This is a genomic window from Ensifer sp. Root1252 (genome assembly GCF_001425885.1).
GTDB lineage: Bacteria > Pseudomonadota > Alphaproteobacteria > Rhizobiales > Rhizobiaceae > Ensifer > Ensifer canadensis.
In genome coordinates, this window is sequence record NZ_LMDT01000011.1 from 1 (window position 1) to 17,500 (window position 17,500).

18 protein-coding genes and 1 pseudogene are annotated in these 17,500 nt (G+C 61.8%); 4 read left to right on the forward strand and 15 right to left on the reverse strand.

Annotated features, from left to right (window positions below; genetic code table 11):
- The first annotated feature begins 528 nt into the window (after window positions 1-528).
- Together ASD02_RS12025 and ASD02_RS12030 are read left to right on the forward strand one after the other, a co-directional pair.
- The gene (locus ASD02_RS12025; RefSeq protein WP_057213218.1) at window positions 529-2,166 is read left to right on the forward strand and encodes an acetolactate synthase large subunit; all 1,638 of its coding nucleotides are present in this window, start codon (window positions 529-531) and stop codon (window positions 2,164-2,166) included.
- A gap of 291 nt (window positions 2,167-2,457) precedes the next feature.
- Window positions 2,458-2,703 (forward strand): helix-turn-helix domain-containing protein, encoded by a 246-nt coding sequence (locus ASD02_RS12030; protein ID WP_025429968.1) that lies wholly within the window; start codon window positions 2,458-2,460, stop codon window positions 2,701-2,703.
- A 64-nt stretch (window positions 2,704-2,767) separates the two neighbouring features.
- Here the strand turns inward: ASD02_RS12030 and ASD02_RS12035 are convergent, their stop codons facing one another.
- Complete coding sequence (locus ASD02_RS12035) at window positions 2,768-3,640, reverse strand: LysR family transcriptional regulator (RefSeq protein WP_198956875.1); 873 nt, start codon at window positions 3,638-3,640, stop codon at window positions 2,768-2,770.
- Between the two features lie 90 nt (window positions 3,641-3,730).
- Here ASD02_RS12035 and ASD02_RS12040 point away from each other — a divergent pair, with 90 nt between their 5' ends.
- Entirely contained in the window at window positions 3,731-4,144 is a 414-nt protein-coding gene (locus ASD02_RS12040; protein WP_025429966.1) for a VOC family protein, read from the forward strand.
- 14 nt (window positions 4,145-4,158) lie between these two features.
- On the forward strand, window positions 4,159-5,103 hold the full coding sequence (locus ASD02_RS12045; protein WP_057213219.1) for a glyoxylate/hydroxypyruvate reductase A: 945 nt from the start codon (window positions 4,159-4,161) through the stop codon (window positions 5,101-5,103).
- Here ASD02_RS12045 and ASD02_RS12050 read toward each other — a convergent pair.
- The 14 genes and pseudogenes from ASD02_RS12050 to ASD02_RS12115 form a co-directional block, all read right to left on the reverse strand.
- A complete protein-coding gene (locus ASD02_RS12050) occupies window positions 5,100-5,645 on the reverse strand; it encodes a phosphotransferase (protein ID WP_156407927.1) in 546 nt (181 codons plus the stop codon). The two genes, ASD02_RS12045 and ASD02_RS12050, sit on opposite strands and share 4 nt — an antisense overlap.
- Window positions 5,642-5,938 (reverse strand): hypothetical protein, encoded by a 297-nt coding sequence (locus tag ASD02_RS12055; RefSeq protein WP_057213224.1) that lies wholly within the window; start codon window positions 5,936-5,938, stop codon window positions 5,642-5,644. The genes ASD02_RS12050 and ASD02_RS12055 overlap by 4 nt, the downstream gene beginning before the upstream one ends.
- Window positions 5,939-6,219: 281 nt before the next feature.
- Window positions 6,220-7,131: an alpha/beta hydrolase-fold protein gene (locus ASD02_RS12060; RefSeq protein ID WP_025429962.1), complete on the reverse strand. Its 912-nt coding sequence runs from the start codon at window positions 7,129-7,131 to the stop codon at window positions 6,220-6,222.
- Window positions 7,132-7,252: 121 nt separating this feature from the next.
- Window positions 7,253-8,002, reverse strand: a complete 750-nt coding sequence (locus ASD02_RS12065; RefSeq protein WP_200951687.1) for a 2OG-Fe(II) oxygenase — start codon at window positions 8,000-8,002, stop codon at window positions 7,253-7,255.
- On the reverse strand, window positions 7,999-8,562 hold the full coding sequence (locus tag ASD02_RS12070) for a methylated-DNA--[protein]-cysteine S-methyltransferase (RefSeq protein ID WP_082555528.1): 564 nt from the start codon (window positions 8,560-8,562) through the stop codon (window positions 7,999-8,001). Before ASD02_RS12070 ends, ASD02_RS12065 begins: the two co-directional genes overlap by 4 nt.
- Window positions 8,563-8,702: 140 nt before the next feature.
- The gene (gene alkB, locus ASD02_RS12075) at window positions 8,703-9,350 is read right to left on the reverse strand and encodes a DNA oxidative demethylase AlkB (RefSeq protein WP_025429959.1); all 648 of its coding nucleotides are present in this window, start codon (window positions 9,348-9,350) and stop codon (window positions 8,703-8,705) included.
- A complete protein-coding gene (locus ASD02_RS12080; RefSeq protein ID WP_025429958.1) occupies window positions 9,347-9,997 on the reverse strand; it encodes a hypothetical protein in 651 nt (216 codons plus the stop codon). Before ASD02_RS12080 ends, alkB begins: the two co-directional genes overlap by 4 nt.
- A gap of 132 nt (window positions 9,998-10,129) precedes the next feature.
- Window positions 10,130-11,224: a bifunctional DNA-binding transcriptional regulator/O6-methylguanine-DNA methyltransferase Ada gene (gene ada, locus ASD02_RS12085; RefSeq protein ID WP_057213335.1), complete on the reverse strand. Its 1,095-nt coding sequence runs from the start codon at window positions 11,222-11,224 to the stop codon at window positions 10,130-10,132.
- Between the two features lie 168 nt (window positions 11,225-11,392).
- Window positions 11,393-11,838, reverse strand: a pseudogene (locus ASD02_RS12090) (ester cyclase).
- Between the two features lie 139 nt (window positions 11,839-11,977).
- On the reverse strand, window positions 11,978-12,949 hold the full coding sequence (locus ASD02_RS12095) for an ATP-binding cassette domain-containing protein (protein WP_057213226.1): 972 nt from the start codon (window positions 12,947-12,949) through the stop codon (window positions 11,978-11,980).
- Complete coding sequence (locus ASD02_RS12100; protein ID WP_057213228.1) at window positions 12,942-13,919, reverse strand: ABC transporter ATP-binding protein; 978 nt, start codon at window positions 13,917-13,919, stop codon at window positions 12,942-12,944. Before ASD02_RS12100 ends, ASD02_RS12095 begins: the two co-directional genes overlap by 8 nt.
- Entirely contained in the window at window positions 13,916-14,737 is an 822-nt protein-coding gene (locus ASD02_RS12105) for an ABC transporter permease (protein ID WP_057213230.1), read from the reverse strand. Before ASD02_RS12105 ends, ASD02_RS12100 begins: the two co-directional genes overlap by 4 nt.
- 4 nt (window positions 14,738-14,741) lie before the next feature.
- Window positions 14,742-15,677 carry an ABC transporter permease gene (locus ASD02_RS12110; protein ID WP_057213231.1) on the reverse strand — a complete coding sequence of 312 codons (936 nt, stop codon included), beginning with the start codon at window positions 15,675-15,677 and terminating at the stop codon, window positions 14,742-14,744.
- 203 nt (window positions 15,678-15,880) lie between these two features.
- Window positions 15,881-17,479, reverse strand: coding sequence for an ABC transporter substrate-binding protein (locus tag ASD02_RS12115; RefSeq protein WP_082555535.1), 1,599 nt, complete (start codon window positions 17,477-17,479; stop codon window positions 15,881-15,883).
- Between the last annotated feature and the right edge of the window lie 21 nt (window positions 17,480-17,500).

Below are 17,500 nucleotides of genomic sequence, written 5' to 3' on the forward strand. Positions count from 1 at the left end.
AACCGTCAAAACTTCCCGCCGAAACTCGCGTCCCGACCAATCAGCATCCGCCAATCAAGGAAACCTTAAAACGAAGGACATCGTCGCCAGCAGCGCCGCCGCCCTCGTTCAGTGATCGGGCTTATAGACCCCACTCACCGAACACGTCAACAGGCAATCGCAAAAAATCGACAAGATCGAACAACACATTGAAAATACACACGAATTGGAAGCGAGAGTTATCAACAGGGCGAGATGGGCGGTATCGCCTGGGCGAAAATACCGGATTTCCGGGCTTCCTGCGGCAACCGGAGCCAAATCGTCACCCGCTGATGCAAAGCCAGGGGCATCAGGACGACCAGTCCCCCGGTTTGCAGCGGGCAGATCGGTGGCCGCCGAGGCTCAAACACGACGCGAAATGCGGTTGCGTCTGCAATCGAGGACGATACTGTTCGAGAGCGGCGATCCCGGTCCGCCGCCCCAGGCAATCGCCGGGCCAACGCTCCACGAACGATACACATTGCGACACTCGCTGAAAGGGTTCGAAAGATGATGAAAGGTTCCGACGTTCTGATTGCTGCATTGGAGAACGAAGGGGTCGACTGCATCTTCGGCGTGCCCGGAGAGGAAAACCTGCATGTGGTGGAGTCGCTGCGTAAATCCCGCATCAAGCTGGTTTTGACCCGGCACGAACAGGCCGCAGCCTTCATGGCCGCGACGCATGGGCGCCTGACCGGCAGGCCGGGTGTCTGCATGGCGACGCTCGGCCCCGGCGCCCTCAATTTTTCGACCGGCGCCGCCTATGCCAATCTCGGCGCCATGCCGATGATCCTGATCACGGGGCAAAAGCCGATCAAGACGGCCCGCCAGGCCCGCTTCCAGATCGTCGATGTCGTTGCCTCGATGCGGCCCTTGACCAAGATGACGCGACAGATCGTCAGCGTCGGCAGCATTCCGGCCGCCGTTCGCGACGCTTTTCGCGTGGCCATGGAAGAGCGGCCCGGTGCGGTGCACCTTGAATTGCCGGAGGATGTCGCCGGCGAAACCATCGGTGAGGCGCCGATCATTCCGGTTCACCCGCTCGACCGGCCGGTGGCGCCGTCTGCTGCCATCGACCGGGCGGTTGAGATCATCCTTGCGGCCAAGCGGCCGCTGATCATGATCGGCGCGGCCAGCAGCCGCCCGCGGCTCGTGGATGCGCTCTCCGCCTTTGTCCGCCGGATGCGCATCCCCTTCTTCAACACCCAGATGGGCAAGGGCGCGGTCAACGGCGGCTCCAACCTCTATGTCGGCACGGCCGCTCTTTCCGAGCGCGACTATGTGCATGATGCCATCGATCAGGCGGACCTGATCATTTCCGTCGGTCACGACACAGTGGAAAAGCCACCCTTCCTGATGCGCAGCGAAGGCGGGCCGAAGGTTCTCCACATCGGCTACAGCTCGGCCAATGTCGAGCAGGTCTATCATCCCGACGCAGAAGTGATCGGCGACATCGGCACGACGGTGACCGCGATCGCCGATCGGCTCGGTGGCAAGCTCGATCCGGAACCGCTGCTGCTCAGCCTGCGCCAGACCATTCTCGACAAGCTCAACGAAGGCGCAGACGAAGACCGGTTCCCGGTGACGCCGCAACGTATCGTCCATGACGTGCGCAAGGTGATGCCGGAAGACGGTGTCGTCTGCCTCGACAACGGCATGTACAAGATCTGGTTTGCCCGGCACTACCGCACCCATGTCGCCAACACGCTGTTGCTCGACAATGCGCTCGCCACCATGGGCGCCGGCCTGCCTTCTGCAATGATGGCGGCGATGCTCTATCCCGAGCGCCGCGTCATGGCGGTGTGCGGCGACGGCGGCTTCATGATGAACTCCCAGGAGATGGAGACCGCCGTTCGCCTCGGCCTCAATCTGGTGGTCGTCATCCTCAACGACAGTGCCTATGGCATGATCCGCTGGAAGCAGGCCGTTGACGATTTCCCGGATTTCGGCCTGACATTCGGCAATCCGGACTTCGTGCGCTACGCGGAAGCCTATGGTGCGACGGGCTCGCGGGTCTCGAGCGCGGACATGCTGGTGCCGACGCTCGAGGCTGCCTTTACCGGCGGCGGCGTGCATCTCGTCGATGTGCCGATCGACTATTCCGAAAACATGCGCGTGCTGGTCGATGAGCTGCGCACCCGCTCTTAAAACCTGCTTTCTCCAGGCGAGTAACATAGGCCCGCCAGCCGTTGCCTTAATCGGGCGACCGGCCTGACGGGCCCGTATCCAAAGGACACCCCGGCCTTCGTCTCACCATGGATCCTAATGTTGCCAATCAAGGCGGCCCCATGGCCGTGATTGGCAACAAGCCTTGCGCTGCCATCTTTTGGACTTATATTGCACTGCACTCGGCGCCTGTTTTTGGCCGAGTTTTTCTTGGCTGCATGCCGCCTTCACGCGAAAAGCCTCGCTCTTCGCGCACAACCGAAGGACCACTTCATGACTGTTTCGATAAACAATCTTGATGCCTCCACCACGGGCGCTTTGGCCCATGTCGATATCGGCGATACCGTCAGACGTTCCCGTCAAGCGATCGGCTACAGCGTTGACGAACTTGCGCTCACCTGCGGGCTGACCGACATCGAAATCACCAACATCGAGCTTGGTGTCGACACCGATCCGGCCAAGCTCCGTCGGATCGCCGCCGCACTTCAGTTGCCCCTAACCACCTTCCTGCTCAGCTAGGCCCAATGGGCGTCGCGTCCACACGAGACGCGACACCCACCCGGCGTTCTTGGAGCGATGCCAATCAACCTGTAAAACCCTGCGATAGAATCTCCTTCAGTAGCGCAAGCGGCGTGGGGCGACTTGGCACGCGCTGATGCAGGAAAACAATCCTGCGCTCGTACGAGGCGGCATCGGGTACCTCGACCAGGCAAAATCCGTCCCGTCCCAGGCCCTGCCAGGCCGGAACGACGGAGTTTCCCATCCCGTTGGCCACGAGCATGGCTATGGTTTCGAGCGCGTCCATGTCGCAACGAATGTCCGGATCAAGCCCGGCATCGGCGAGATATTGTGACGACAGCCGCCCGCCCCAGGATCCCGGATCGTAGCGGATGAACGGCGCCTGCCGGATTTGCTCAGCGATATCGTCAGGTTCCGTCGCATCCCTGCTGATGAACACAAGCGGTTCGCGGCGAATGACATATGCCGCCAATCCCTTTGGCAGCAAGAATGGCGGTTCAACCAGAACCGCGGCATCGAGCTCGCCTGCAAGCAACTGTTCGTAGAGCTGCAGCGACGAACCGGGGCGCAGTATCAGCTTCAGGCTCGGCGCCCGACGGGAGAGTTCGTCCAGAACCTCAGGGAAGATGCCTGTCAGCGCCGTCGAGATCGCCCCGATTTTCAACTCGGCGGCAAGACCGCCGCCTGCAACGTCGTATCTGAGGTTTTCGACTTCCCGGATTAAGAGACGCGCCCGCGGCAACAGCGAAAGACAGGCCTCCGTCGGCTGGGCCGAATGGGCGCCGCGGGCAAGCAAAATGCACCCAAGGGCCCGTTCGAGCGATTGAATGCGCTGGCTGACGGCGGCCGGCGTCAACTTTTCCCGGCGTGCAGCGGCTGCGATGGACCCCGTTTCCACCGTGGCGACTAGGCTTTGCAGGAAGCGAATATCCACCATGAATCCTTATTCTCAGAGAAAGAATTACCTAGTTTTTCTTAGCCTCTCAAGACGCTATCCCTGTGTCAACCGGAGACACAGGAGTTCCAGATGAAGTCGCTTTTCCATCTCGCCTTTCACGTCACCGATCTCGATGAGGCCCGCAGGTTCTACGGCGACGTGCTTGGTTGCGAGGAAGGGCGCAGCACGGATACCTGGGTCGATTTCGATTTCTTTGGGCATCAACTGTCGCTGCATCTGGGCAAGCCGTTCGAAGTCACGCGGACCGGCAAGGTCGGCAACCACCTCGTACTGATGCCGCATATGGGCGTGGTGCTGCGCTTGGCGGATTGGTTCGTGCTGGCCGAGCGCCTGGAACAAAAGGGCGTGCGCTTCGACATTCCGCCGGTCGTGCGTTTCGAAGGCGAGCCCGGCGAGCAGCGGACGATGTTCTTCCTCGATCCGAGCGGCAATCCCATCGAGGTCAAGGGGTTTGCCGATTTCGACAGCCTGTTTGCACGCTGACACCGGAGGCGGATGTGAAGAAGCCTATCGCCTTGGTGACGCGCATCGACCGCGCCGACGAACAGGCCTGGGTGGCCATCCTGGCCAGGCTGTTGCCGGAGAGCGAAATCGTGCACTTCCACGAGATGGACGATGCGCAGCGCGACGCCGCCGAAATCGCCATCGTTGCCAATCCCGATCCTGGGCACGTGGCGGCCCTACCCAATCTCAAGTGGATACACAGTCTTTGGGCAGGGGTAGAGCGACTGGTCGCCGAGCTCGGCCAGGCAGCGCCCCCGATCGTCAGGCTTGAAGACCCCGAGCTGGCTCGGGTCATGGCGGAAGCGATCCTTGCCTGGACCTATTATCTTCACCGCGACATGCCCGCCTACCGCAGGCAGCAGGCGGCGGCAATCTGGCGGCAGCATCCGTACCGCCGGCCAGGCGATCTCACGGTCGGGATCCTGGGCATGGGGCTTCTCGGAAAAGCAGCGGCAGGAAAACTGACGGCAGCCGGCTTCCGGGTTACGGGCTGGGCACGGTCGCCGCAGCAGATAGACGGCGTCGATATGGTCAGCGCCGAGAGCGGCCTCGATCGGCTCTTGCGGACAAGCGACATAGTCGTCAGCCTGTTACCGCTGACATCAGAGACCCGCGGCCTGCTCGATGCCCGTCGCCTCTCATCCATGAAAACCGGCGCGCGCCTCATCAATTTTTCCCGCGGGCCGATCATCGTCGACGTCGACCTGATCGCGGCGTTGGACGCTGGGCATATCGCGCATGCGGTGCTCGATGTTTTCGACGCCGAGCCTTTGCCACCCACGTCGCCCTATTGGCGGCATGACAGCGTGACGGTATTGCCGCACATTTCCGCGCCGACCGACAGGAACACGGCCGCCGTGATCGTCGCTGATAATATCAATCGGTATTATGCGACCGGCGCACTGCCCGCAGCCATCGATATCAAGCGCGGGTACTAGCCGCGTCTTAGTGCCTCGAGCCCCGCGTTCAGCGCCACATCGTCACCATGCTCGAGGCCGAAGAGGACGTCCAGCAGCGGGAAGGTGCTGCGATAGAAGCGGATCTGGTCCTGCATCGCATCTATCCCGGGATAGTATGGGTGCATGAGCGCGAGGAAATCGTCGCCCAGGCCGGCGGAAAGGCTGGCGAGGTCATGAGCAGGGTCGCCGATCGAGCATCCCGCAAAGTCGATAACGCCGGAGACCTGGCCGTCGTCGACGAGAATGTTTCCCGTGCCAATGTCACCATGAATGATCGCCGTGGCGAGTTGTTCGCTGTCAGCCGAAAGAAACCGTTCGAAATTACCTCGAATTGCGATGGCAATGTCGGCCGGCACGAGCGGCAGAACCTTTTCGACAACATCAGAAAAAAGGTCGCGCCATTCCGTCAGGGGATCATGCGCTTCGTTCCGCACGCCGAGAGTATCGAGCGGCAGCGCATGCAGAGCCCGGAGGAAGCCGGCGAGTGCCGACGCCAGCTGTTGTCGCCGGGTGTCGCTCATGCCGGCGAGATCCAGCAAAGGCGTGCCGGCAATTTCGTGTGCGTCGCGACAATGTCCGAGGCAAGGGTCACAACGCTTGCGGCCGGAACGGGCAGCGGCAGCCGCCCGGCAAGAGCCGCAAGGACCTTCGTTTCCCGCAGGAGATCACGACACGCGCCGTCATGCCGTGGAACCCGAATGATCAATTGCCCGGTGTCGAGCACATGATTGTTCTGCCCGGTGTCGATGACTTCCGCCGACAGGATTTCCAGCCGCCCGAGGACCGATACTATTTCATCTATGCTCGGACGCATCGTCCGCCCTCTCCAAGCAACAGCGTCCTCAAAGGTTCTGCCAAACGCCACCATTCCGCCCTCGTCAGCGAACTGCAATGCGGCGGCTGTGGCCACGCGTTTTCAGGGACATACTGCATAACTTCGTGGAGTGCCAACGGGTCGGTCGGGTGTCGTGCGCCAATACTTGTCTTCTATAATCAAGTTTATCACGCGGCAAGCGTGTTCCTGCGAAAACACATCCCATCCGACGCATAGGCGTGTCACAGTGCCAAGCCGCAGGGGGTTGTGCGCCCGATGCCCTAGCCGTTTCGGAAGCTGGCGCCGACGAAGCTCAGCGCTTCGGGCAAACCGCTGCGCCAATAGGCCCAGTCATGGCCGCCCTCCCGTGCGATGAAGCGGTGCTCCACGCCAAGCTTTTGAAGCTTCAAATGGAGCTCGGAGTTGCCAGCGAAGAAATCGTCACTCGAACCGCAATCCATATAGAGCGCTGTCTTGCCGATTTGCTCGGCAGGGATCGTCTCGACCAGATCGAGCACGCTGTTGTCGTGATAGGCGGCATTCAAACGGCCCTTGCCGGCAAGCCCCAGCCCCCAGGCTTTGCCATAGCGACGATCGTATCCCGACTGGTCCATCTCGACGACCTGACCGTCTGTTCGAAAGGCCGCGCTCAGCGCCGCAGCGGCGGAGAACATCTCAGGCCGTTTGAATGAGAAGGCGATGGCCGCATAGCCGCCCATGGAAAGGCCGAGAATCCCGCGCCCTTCCTTCTCCGGCACCGTCCGGTAGGTGTGGTCGATGTAGGTTACGAACTCCTGAAGGAACATGTCCTGCCAGCGGTAACCGCCGTCAGCGTCGTTCATGTAGTAGGTGTTGAATCTGTTCTCCTTGTCCCGGCGCCCTTCCGGCGTGACTGCGATGAAGGCCGGCACCTCCCCGCTTTCGATCATCCGGTCGAACACCCGGTCGGCTCCGCCGAAACGATACCAGTCGGTATTTTTGCCTTTGCCCCCGCCATGCATGAGATAGATGACGGGGTAGGAGCGGTTCCCGGCCTCGTATTTCGGCGGGAGATAGACGGTATATTCGACATCCTTGCCGAGAATCCTGCTGGGCATCTTTTGCCCTTCGAGCACCGTGCCCGCGTTCGCCGCCCAGGAATTGGCCAAGGAAACGAGCGCGAGAAAGCCGGCAAGAACGGTCGTTTTGAACATCGAGTTCCTCCTGTCTGCAGGCTTGGCAAATAGGCGGAAGGAAGTCGTTGTCAAACAAAGCCCCTCACCCGAAAGCGAGGGACATTGACCGCAAGCCATGAAAGCGGCGGTGCGAGCCGCGCTATCTTGAGTCGTGAAAGATGATGCCGACAGTGTGGCGCAGGCCTGACCTGACACGGCTGACGCCATGGCGCAGGTTGACGCGATAATTGCCCTTCGTGCCTTGAACCGGCCGGTTGTGAACGGCAAAAGCCACGGCATCACCTTGGCGGAGGGGAACGACCTCGACCCGGCTTTGCATGCGCGGACGCTGCTCCGTCAGCACGAATTCACCGCCCGTGAAATCCTTTCCCGGTTCGGAAAGAAGGATCGCGACCTGTATCGGAAAGGCAAGATCACCATAGAGGTCCTGGTGCAGGCAATTGAAATCGCCGGGCACATATTGCAGCAGCAGCGGTGTTGGCCGTGTCTGGCCCGCATCGTGGCACTGCCTCAGGAATTCCCGGTGCTCCGCCGGATATCTCGTCTCGATCCCCATGCGACCGTTCCATTGGTTGGCAACGTCGGCGAGGCGCGGATAGAGCGCAGTGCGAAGACCGCCAAGCAGATCCGGCAACGGATACTTGAAGTAGCGATATTCCCCCTTGCCGAAACCGTGCCTGGCCATGTGGATATGGCTGCGGAAATGCTGCTCGTCCTTGTAGAGCGCCGAAATCCGTCGGCAGTCGTCCGCCGACAGAAGCTTTTCCATGACCGCGCAGCCATAGCCGTTCAACGCGTCCGAAATCGCCTGCCAATCGTAAGCTGCGACATGCGTCTCCACAGCCTGTTCGGTCCGATCTGCAATAGCCATTGAAATGCGCGGATTCATAGCATCGCCTCCTTGGCGATCAGCGTGCGCTTGCGCTCTATGCCCCAACGGTAGCCGGCGAGTTCACCGCTGCTGCGCACGACACGGTGGCATGGAATGGCCAAAGCGATGACATTGGCGGCGCAGGCGTTGGCAACGGCGCGCGCGGATGTCGGTGCGCCAACGCGGACCGCCAGCTCGGCGTAAGTGATCGTCGTCCCCGCCGGGATCGCGCGAAGCGCCTGCCAGACACGGCGCTGGAGTGTTGTCCCGCGAAGGGCAAGCGGGAGATCCATTCCCTCGCCAGGGTTATCGATGAAGCGAAGGACCTTCGCCAGCTCGGTGCGAAGTCCGGCTTCGTTCCGGTTCAATGCACGGCCAGGAAAACGATCCGCAAGATCTCGCTCCAGTTGCTCCGCGTCAGCACCGATCAGGATCGCACAAACACCGCCGACGCTGCGCGCGATCAGAACACAGCCCAACTCTGCTTGTGCAACGCCATACTCCACGGTTGTGCGGTTAGCGACGTCGACGGCTTGCCGCGGTCGCGGGGTGTGCGTCCGGTTGTCGATGAGGTTCATGAGACTAACTCCTTGTTCCGTTCCGTTCCGTTCTCTTCACCGACCCTAGAGATGCGTCGCCTTGGCCGAACTCCGCTCCTTGCTTTCAAATCGAAAAGACTTGTCTCCTGCAGCGCCGCCCGCATCACATCGATGGTCCCTTAACGTGCACGCCGGAAGGTCAGGTTGATGCGCATGCGGCCAAGGGTCTCGTGTTCGCCGTCCTTCAACTCTGTGACCCCGTGATAGAATAGGCGCGACCGCCCACCCCAGATGACGACATCGCCATGACGCAGCGCGTATTTGCGGATCGGGTCGGTGCGGTTTGGTCCGCCAAACTGGAATGTGGCGGGGAGCCCGAGCGAAACCGAAACGATGGGGTGCGAGAAATCGCGCTCGTCCTTGTCCTGATGAAGCGAAAGCCGTGCGCCCGGTTCGTACCGGTTGATCAGGCAGGCATCGGGTCTGAAATCCGGATAGCCTGCTTCGGTCGCCGCCGCGATGGCAAGGTCGAGGAAGGACGATGGCAGCGGCGGCCACGGCTTGCCGCTCTCCGGGTCCAGCCGGTCGTAGCGGTACCCGCTCCGGTCCGTGACCCATCCGGCCGCCCCGCAATTGGTCATCGCAACCGACATCGTGTAGCCGCCCGGTGTCACCATGTGCCGGAACGGTGCCTCAGCAATGACCGAACGCAGTCCCGGCAGGATTTGCCCCTCAAGCGACAGCGCAAAGCCGCGAAGCAGCGTCGCGCCTTCGGCCATGCTCTCGCGTGACGGTTCGACGGCAAGCTTGGCGAATAGGTCAGTCATGGCGTCTTTCCGGAGAGAAAATTGGTGATGTCGGGATGAAGGACAGGGCGGTAACCGGCCCGAAGAACCCTGACGGTCGAAGGCGGCGTCAGAATTCCCTCAGCGATGATGCCCATTTCCGGGCTCAGGTAACCCGCCTCGGTCCAGCGGAAACAGCGCCCGGATGCGAGCGTGAAGGCAAAGCCGGATGCCACCACCATCGTCCCGTCTGGTAGATCCCTGACTGGCGACGGCAACGGATGGATGCGCTTCTGTCCGCGTAGAACTCGTTCGCTATGGAGCACCGCATCGAGTTCGCCCGCCGAAGGCGACGCCATCAAGCCGCCAGTCCAGGCGACTCTGAAGACTAGAGCGGCCTCCCGTCTGCAGAAGAAGCACGGGCGGTGCCCCGCCGCCAGCGCCACGGCCTCGTCGAGGAAGAAAAGCTCGGTCCAGCTTCGGCCGGCCATGACGTCGCGCCGGCGATCCCCGTATTCGCAGGTGCAGATCAGCCACGCCTTGGACGTCCACCGCCGCCGCAATAGGGTTTTCGTCTCGGGGTCGTGGATGATGCCGCGGTTGCCGGTGAACAGGCCGCGCTGCGCGATAGCGATAATGTCGCCGAATGGCGTCACGCGATTCTGGAGGGGCTGGCGAACGCTATTCATACAGGCGGATCTCCCCGGGCCGCATTACGTCGGAAATGATATCATCGAACGGGCGGGCGATATGCAGCCCGACGCACCGCTTCGTCGCCGTGAAGATAACCATTTGGGCGCGACACCGCGCGGCGGCACCCATTAAGCGGCTCCACGGGCCGCCTCGCGGTCGAGCAAGGCGCGCTTGCGTTCGACGCCCCAGGCATAACCCGACAGCGCTCCATCATTCCGCACCACCCGATGGCACGGGATGACAACGGCGAGGCTATTCGCCGCGCATGCGCCAGCGACGGCACGAACCGCCTTCGGCTGCCCGATGCGACGGGCAATTTCCGCGTAGGACACCGTCCTGCCGACCGGAATTTCCTGCAGGGCCTGCCAGACCCGCTGCTGGAATGCTGTCCCGCGAACATCGAACGGTAGGTCGAGGCCGATGCCCGGGGCTTCGACGAAGCCGACCACCTGTGCGACAAGCGCCTCGTAGTCGGCATCGGCGCCAATCAGCTCCGCCTTCGGAAAACGGTCCTGAAGGTCGCGCACAAGCGCCTCCGGATCGTCTCCGAGCAGGATGGACGCGACACCTTTCCGGCTTGATGCGACGAGGATCGCGCCGAGCGACGTCTGGCCGACGGCAAATCGGATTTCCTCATCCGCGCCGCCTGCGCGGTAGCGTGCCGGCGTCATGCCGAGAATATCAGTCGAGTTCTCGTAGAAACGACCGCTCGAGTTGAAGCCCGCTTCATAGATCGCCTCCGTTAGGCTGTTGCCCGCTTCCAGCCCACGACGAACCTTGGCAGCTCGATGAGCAGCCGCATAGTCCTTTGGCGTCAAGCCGATCGCTGCCTTGAACAGCCGATGGAAATAGCTCTGGCTCTTGCCGACGGCAGCGGCCAGATCGCCCAAGGCCAGCTCTTCATCGCTGTCTTCGATCAGCCGGCAAGCCCTAACGACGATGGCAGCGTTTGCCTCATCGCTGGATGGGCCGTCCGGGTTGCACCGCCGACACGGGCGAAAGCCCGTCGCCTTCGCGCCTTCAAGCGTGTCGTGCAATTGGACATTCTTGGGATTGGCGATGCGTGAAGGGCATGAGGGGCGGCAATAGACGCCGGTGGTCGTGACCGAATACCAGAAATGCCCGTCGGAAGCCTTGTCGCGGCTGACGATGGCGACCCAGCGCGGGTCGCGCGCGACTGGGACCCTGGTCGCGGCAGCTGCGGTTGGGAATGTCGTCGCCATATTCATCGTCGGACGCTCCTCATTCCGGTCGCGCCTGGGAGGTATCCGGGTCGCGGCCTTCAAGCTCAAGATTGACCACCACTCGGGCGATCTGCTGCTCCAAGAAGCTTCGCCAAAAAGGCTGGGCCACGCCACCCGTTTCCTGTGCGTGGCGTGGCACCCGATCGATCAGGCCGCTTTCATCAATCCGAGTTGCGTCAGGGCCGCAACCCCGTCGTCGAGACCGCCTCGACGATCTTGCCGTTGATGACCTTCAGAACCGTCGTCCCCGTGAAGCGCATCTTGCGGCCACTTCCTGCCGGCAGACTGCCGGCCAGGAAGTCGTCGAAGGCAGCGCCGGTATGGGTGCCGCCGCCTTCCCATTGGCCGACGACATAGTCGCCTTCGGCGATGAGGTCGGCCGTGCCCCAGAAGTTCAGATCCGGGAACGCGGCACGGAAATCGGTCATGAAGGCTTTGATATCATCATGGCCGCGGCGCGGTTCATGCAGGGAATATTTCAACAGCATGTCTGCAGACGCGATCTCGTTGACGATGGAAAGATCTACGTCGCGACCCCAAAACTCTGTGAACCATCTGCTGACCACCGCCTTGTTGTCTTCTTCCTTGCTCATTGGCTTTCTCCTCGAACTGACACAGGCTCGACCGTCGATAACGCCGGTTGCCTGCGCATAAAGGTAGCCTGAGCTACGGCGCCCAAAACTCCGGTTCTTACCCTCCAATCGAAACCAGTTCGCAATTCCGAGCGCCGGCTCAGCCCCGCGCGATCAGACGAACGCTGTGGTCGTCCCGAAGCGCAATCAATTGCGAAGACGGCGGCAGGCTGTAGACGTCATGCTTTCCGAATTCTCTGGGGTAGTAGTCATAGCCCGGCGGCGGTTCCGGTGTTTCACGAGGATCCACCGGGCTTTGGCCCGTCAGCTCGGTGACCGGATCGAGGATCGCCCCGATCAGGCGGCGGGTATAGGGATGCTGTGGTTCGCTGAAGACCCGGTCCCAGCTGCCGGTCTCGACGATCTGGCCGAAATACATCACCGCCACGCGGTCGCTCATATGTTCGACCACGCTCAGGTCATGGCTGATCATGATGTAGGACAGATCCAGCCGCTCCTTGAGTTCCAGCAGCAGGTTGATGATCTGGGCGCGGATCGAGACGTCGAGCGCCGACACCGGCTCGTCCAGCACCACGACCTTAGGGTTGAGGATCAAAGCGCGTGCAATGCCGATGCGCTGGCGCTGGCCGCCGGAAAATTCGTGCGGGAAACGCCCCGCCTGCTCCGGTTTCAATCCGACCAACTGCATCATCTCTTCGATGCGTCGCGCGATCTCCTTGCGGTCGGAAATCCCGTGCAATCTGAGCGGTGCTGCCAGCGACGTGTAGATCGTCTGACGGGGGTTGAGCGACGCGTACGGGTCCTGAAACACCATCTGCGCCATGCCGGCACGCTCGAGCCGGGAGGGCCGCGCCTTGCCGGTGATCGATCGGCCTTCGAAATAGATCTCGCCCGCGGTCGGCTCCTGAAGTCCGAGGATCGAAAGCGCAAGCGTCGACTTTCCGCAACCGGATTCGCCGACGATCGACAGGCATTCGCTCCGGTTCAACGTCAGGCTCAGGTCGTTGACCGCGCGCAGAGTGCGCTTCGAGCGGCCGAAGACGCCGTTGCGCACCGGGAAATGCACGCTCAGGCCGTCGACTCTGACCAGTGGTTCGTTGTTATCACTCATGGTTGAAACACTTCACGAAGCCATCATGGCTGAGGCCGGTTGGCGGTGGAATTTCGGCGCTGCAGATGGACGTCGCCCTGTGGCAACGCGGCTGAAAGCGACAGCCCGGCGGAAAACTGGCGATGGAGGGAACCGTGCCTTCGATCTCCTGAAGGCGCTTGCGCCCTTCCAGCCGGCGCGAGCCCAGATGCGGCAGCGATCGCAACAGGCCGTCGGTATAAGGATGGGCCGGATGGAGGAACAGGTCGGCGACCGGCCTCTCCTCGACCAGGCGCCCGGCATACATGATGCCGACCCGGTTGCACATATTGGCAATCACGCCCAGATCGTGGCTGATCATCAGCACTGATGTGCCGCGTGCAGCGCAAAGCTCCTTCACGAGTTTGAGGATCTCCGCCTGCACCGTCACGTCGAGCGCCGTCGTCGGCTCGTCGGCGATCAGCAGGTCCGGATTGCAGGCGAGCGCGATGGCGATCATCACCCGCTGCCGCATGCCGCCGGACATCTGGTGCGGATAGTTCTTCACCCGCTCCTCCGGCGCCGGAACCTGCACGTTGCCGAGTGCCTCGATCGCCAGCTTCTCGGCTTCCTTCCAGGTCGCACCCTTGTGCAGGACAAACATCTCGGCGATCTGCCGGCCGACCGGAGACAACGGGTTGAGCGCGGTCATCGGTTCCTGGAAAATCATGGCGATGCGCTCGCCCCGAAGCCGCCGAAGCTCGCGTTTCGAAAGCTCCCTCAAGTCCCGGCCATTGAATTTCAGCGAACCGCCGGTGACGGCGAGCGGCGCGCGCAGCAGGCCGATGATCGAAAGCGCGGTAATGCTCTTGCCGCAGCCCGATTCACCCACGAGGCCATACGCTTCTCCGCGCCCAATCGAAAAGGATACGTTGTCGACGACGTTGTGACTGACCCTGCCCGATACAATATCGAGGCGAAGGTCGCTGACCTCCAGCAAGTTCTCGGTCATAGCTGCCGCGCCCTCATATGCGGGTCCAGCCAATCGCGTAGACCGTCGCCGAAAAGATTGAGACCGAGAACCGTGACGAAGATCGCCAGCCCCGGAAAGATCGCCGCCCAGGGTGCGATGACGATGAGTTCGCGCGCATCCGTCAGCATGTTGCCCCAGCTCGGGAACGGCGGCTTGATGCCCAACCCGAGATAGGAGAGTGCCGCTTCCGCAAGGATCGCATCGCCCATGCCCAGCGTTCCGATCACCAGGATCGGGCCGATCATGTTGGGCAGGATCTGCGTGATCATGATGCGGATGTCGCCATAGCCGAGCGTCTTGGCCGCCTGGACATAGCCCTGCTTCTTCAGTGACAGCGCCGAGCTTCGCGCGATGCGACAGGTCCATGACCAGTTGGTGAGCCCCAGCGCGATCAGCAGGCTGGAAAGGCCAGGCCCAAGGATCGCCATGATGGCGAGCGCGAAGATCAGGCTCGGGATTGCCAGCATCAGGTTGGTGAGCCCGGTGACGAAATCGTCCCACCAGCCGCCGAAATAGCCGGCCGAAATGCCGAGCGCCAGGCCGATTAGCGTGTTGATGACCTGCGAGCCGATGCCGACGGCAAGCGAAATGCGGGCGCCATAGAGAATGCGGCTGAGAACGTCACGCCCTTGCGCGTCGGTGCCGAACCAGAACTGCGCGTCCGGCGGCAGTTCCGCGTTCATCAGGTCGGCGTCGAGCACGGGATCGGTCGGTGCCAACCAGGGCGCGAGCAGCGCCGCTGAGATGATGACGAGACAGAGGACGCCCCCGATGAGGAGATTGAGCCGTATTCTCATGGATCTATCCGTGGCTGATGCGCGGATCGATGACCGCGTAAAGAATATCGACGATGGTGTTGATGAGTAGGAACCAGAGAACGATGACGAGGATCGCACCCTGAACCACCGGGATGTCGCGCAGGCTGACGCTGTCGACCAGCAGAGAGCCCAGCCCCGGCCAGGAGAACAGTTTTTCGACCACCACCGCCTGACCCATCATCGAACCGAACTGCAGGCCGATGGTGGTGATGATCAGCACAAGCACGTTGCGAACGACATGCCAGGTGACGAGGCGAAAGCCGTTCATGCCTTTGGCACGGGCGGTGCGGATGAAATCGGCGTTCATCACGTCGAGGACGGCGGCGCGCGTCGTTCGCGCCAGGAGTGCCATCGGCGCCACGCCGAGCGTCAATGCCGGCAGGATCAGGTTCATCGGCCCGCCGTCACCGTAGCCGAAGCTCGGCAACCAGCCGAGCGTCAGCGCGAACAGATACATGCCGAGCAGCCCGAGCCAGAACTGCGGCAGGGACAGGCCGGAGACCGCCCCGATCATCGTCAGCGTGTCGATGATGCTGCCGGGCTTCAAGGCGGCGATGAAACCGAGCGGCACCCCGACGAACATCGCGATTGCCATCGCCGCGAATGCGAGCTTCAAGGTCGGCCCCATGCGCTCGCCGATCAGATGGGCCACCGGCTGGCGGCTGCGGAACGATGTTCCGAGATCGAACCTTGCGAGATCGGAGAGATAGGCGCCGAACCGCACATAGAGCGGTTGGTCGAGACCGAACTCGCGCGTCATCTTTTCGACGATCTTCGGATCGCCGCCGCCCTTGCCATTGGCTGTCAGGCTGGTGGCGATGCTGCCCGGCACCACGCTGAAGATCACGAAGATCAACAGCGATATCGCGATGACTGTCGGGATCACCTGCAAGATGCGGCGCACGACGAACTGAAGCATTCATTTCCTCCCTCGCGGCGCCCATCAACGGATGCGCGGGCGATAGTCCTCCGGCACATGCCACCGAGCGATAGGCCACTCGGAGCAGATCATTCCGGCGGGTTGCCGCATCGTAAGCATTGACTTACGTTATCGGCAGCATAGGTGCCAGATACCAGTGGAAAGGCCCCCGATACCGCGACGACGATATCGGGGCGCCTCCATCAACGTCCGGCTGGGACGGTTTCGTCCACCCAGAGCTTTTCATAGGACTGGATCGCCAGCTCAGCGGAGTTTGGCTGCAGCCCATGCAGCCATGGCTGGTAGGCCATCACAGCCTTGTTGTAGTTGAAGAACCAGACCGGCGCTTCTTCCTGAACGAGGTTGTTGGCCTTGCGCAGCAGCTCGTTCTTTTCCTCGTCAGTCTTGGCAACCTTGGCGGCTTCGAACAGCTTGTCGAAGTCCGCATTTGCGAACTTCTGATAGTTGCACGCAGCCTGCGAAGTCTTGGAGTAGAAGCACTGCATCGCCGTCAGGGCGTCCGGGCCGCTTTCCGACGACCACATGAAGGACTGGAAATCGCCTGATGGCACGACTTCGGAAAGCACCGAAGCCTCGACCGGTTTTGCCTTCACCCGGATACCGACTTTTTCCAGCATCGGGATGATCGCCTCGACGATCGTCAGGCCCCAGCTTTCGTTCTGCGTCGCCGTCAGTTCGACATCGAAGCCATCGGCATAACCGGCCTCAGCCAGCAGCGCCTTTGCCTTTTCCGGGTCGTAGGCGTAGGGCTGGGCATCCTTGTCATAGGCCGGCGACGATGTCGGCAGCCAGCCGCTCGCCCGGTAGGCCTTGTCTTTCGCCAGCCGCTTGATGATCAGGTCGGCGTTGATGGCGTAGTTGAAAGCCTGACGAACGCGCTTGTCCTTGAACGGTTCGAAATCGAGGTTGAAGCCGACATAGCGCGTATAGACTTCTGCGACTTCGAGAAGGCCCTTGGACAGTTCCGGATCGGCCTGATAGGCGACGTATTGCGATGGCCCGAGGACGGAGACGTCGATCTCCTTGTTGCGGAAGGCGACATCGCGCGCCGAAGCATCCCCCATGATCAGGATATTGATCTTGTCGGCGTAGGTCTTGTCCTTGTCATAGTACTTTTCCCACTTCTCGACCGTCAGGCGCGAGCCGGGCACATATTCGGCAAACTTGTAGGGCCCGAGGCCGATCGGGTGGCTTGCGAAACCTTCCTTGTCGGCTTCGCCGGCGGGGTAGATCGCCGTGTTGTTGCGCATGAACAGGAACGCCGGATCGACCGGATCCGTCAGCGTCACTTCCAGCGTGAAATCATCGACCTTCTTCAGGCCCGAAATCGCCTCGGCCTTGCCGGCCATGTAGTCGGCGCCGCCCTTGATGTTGGCGATGTAGCGCGAGGGCGGATAGGCCTTGGCCGGATCGGCCATGCGGGTGAAGCTCGAGATGATGTCGTCGGCCGTCATCTGCTTGCCGTTGTGGAAATAGGCGTCCTGCCGCAGCTTGTAGGTATAGACCAGCTTGTCGGCGGAGACGTCGACGTCGGTCGCAAGCGCCAGCACCGGAACGTTCTTGTCCGCGTCCCAATCATAAAGGGTGCGATGGATCGCCTTGGCGTAGAACTCGTCCTGCGTCTGCGGCGACGCCTGGATGTCGAGCGTCGAGAAGCTGTCCCCATAGGGCGCCACGAAGTTGACCGTTCCGCCGGCCCGCGGCGTGTCGGCCGCCTGCACCGACGCCACCCCCGCCAGCAACGCTGCGGTCAATGTCGAAAGCAATGCTATTTTCTTCATCATTCCCATATCCTCCCCACT

Excerpts from the sequence above, each read along its gene's own strand:
- ASD02_RS12040 (WP_025429966.1), top strand. The coding sequence starts at position 3,731 with ATGAAGTCGCTTTTCCATCTCGCCTTTCACGTCACCGATCTCGATGAG.
- ASD02_RS12070 (WP_082555528.1), bottom strand. The coding sequence starts at position 8,562 with ATGAACCTCATCGACAACCGGACGCACACCCCGCGACCGCGGCAAGCC.
- alkB (WP_025429959.1), bottom strand. The coding sequence starts at position 9,350 with ATGACTGACCTATTCGCCAAGCTTGCCGTCGAACCGTCACGCGAGAGC.
- ASD02_RS12115 (WP_082555535.1), bottom strand. The coding sequence starts at position 17,479 with ATGAAGAAAATAGCATTGCTTTCGACATTGACCGCAGCGTTGCTGGCG.
- ASD02_RS12050 (WP_156407927.1), bottom strand. The coding sequence starts at position 5,645 with ATGAGCGACACCCGGCGACAACAGCTGGCGTCGGCACTCGCCGGCTTC.
- ASD02_RS12095 (WP_057213226.1), bottom strand. The coding sequence starts at position 12,949 with ATGAGTGATAACAACGAACCACTGGTCAGAGTCGACGGCCTGAGCGTG.
- ASD02_RS12065 (WP_200951687.1), bottom strand. The coding sequence starts at position 8,002 with ATGAATCCGCGCATTTCAATGGCTATTGCAGATCGGACCGAACAGGCT.
- ASD02_RS12110 (WP_057213231.1), bottom strand. The coding sequence starts at position 15,677 with ATGCTTCAGTTCGTCGTGCGCCGCATCTTGCAGGTGATCCCGACAGTC.
- ada (WP_057213335.1), bottom strand. The coding sequence starts at position 11,224 with ATGGCGACGACATTCCCAACCGCAGCTGCCGCGACCAGGGTCCCAGTC.
- ASD02_RS12025 (WP_057213218.1), top strand. The coding sequence starts at position 529 with ATGATGAAAGGTTCCGACGTTCTGATTGCTGCATTGGAGAACGAAGGG.
- ASD02_RS12060 (WP_025429962.1), bottom strand. The coding sequence starts at position 7,131 with ATGTTCAAAACGACCGTTCTTGCCGGCTTTCTCGCGCTCGTTTCCTTG.
- ASD02_RS12035 (WP_198956875.1), bottom strand. The coding sequence starts at position 3,640 with ATGGTGGATATTCGCTTCCTGCAAAGCCTAGTCGCCACGGTGGAAACG.
- ASD02_RS12080 (WP_025429958.1), bottom strand. The coding sequence starts at position 9,997 with ATGAATAGCGTTCGCCAGCCCCTCCAGAATCGCGTGACGCCATTCGGC.
- ASD02_RS12055 (WP_057213224.1), bottom strand. The coding sequence starts at position 5,938 with ATGCGTCCGAGCATAGATGAAATAGTATCGGTCCTCGGGCGGCTGGAA.
- ASD02_RS12105 (WP_057213230.1), bottom strand. The coding sequence starts at position 14,737 with ATGAGAATACGGCTCAATCTCCTCATCGGGGGCGTCCTCTGTCTCGTC.
- ASD02_RS12030 (WP_025429968.1), top strand. The coding sequence starts at position 2,458 with ATGACTGTTTCGATAAACAATCTTGATGCCTCCACCACGGGCGCTTTG.
- ASD02_RS12100 (WP_057213228.1), bottom strand. The coding sequence starts at position 13,919 with ATGACCGAGAACTTGCTGGAGGTCAGCGACCTTCGCCTCGATATTGTA.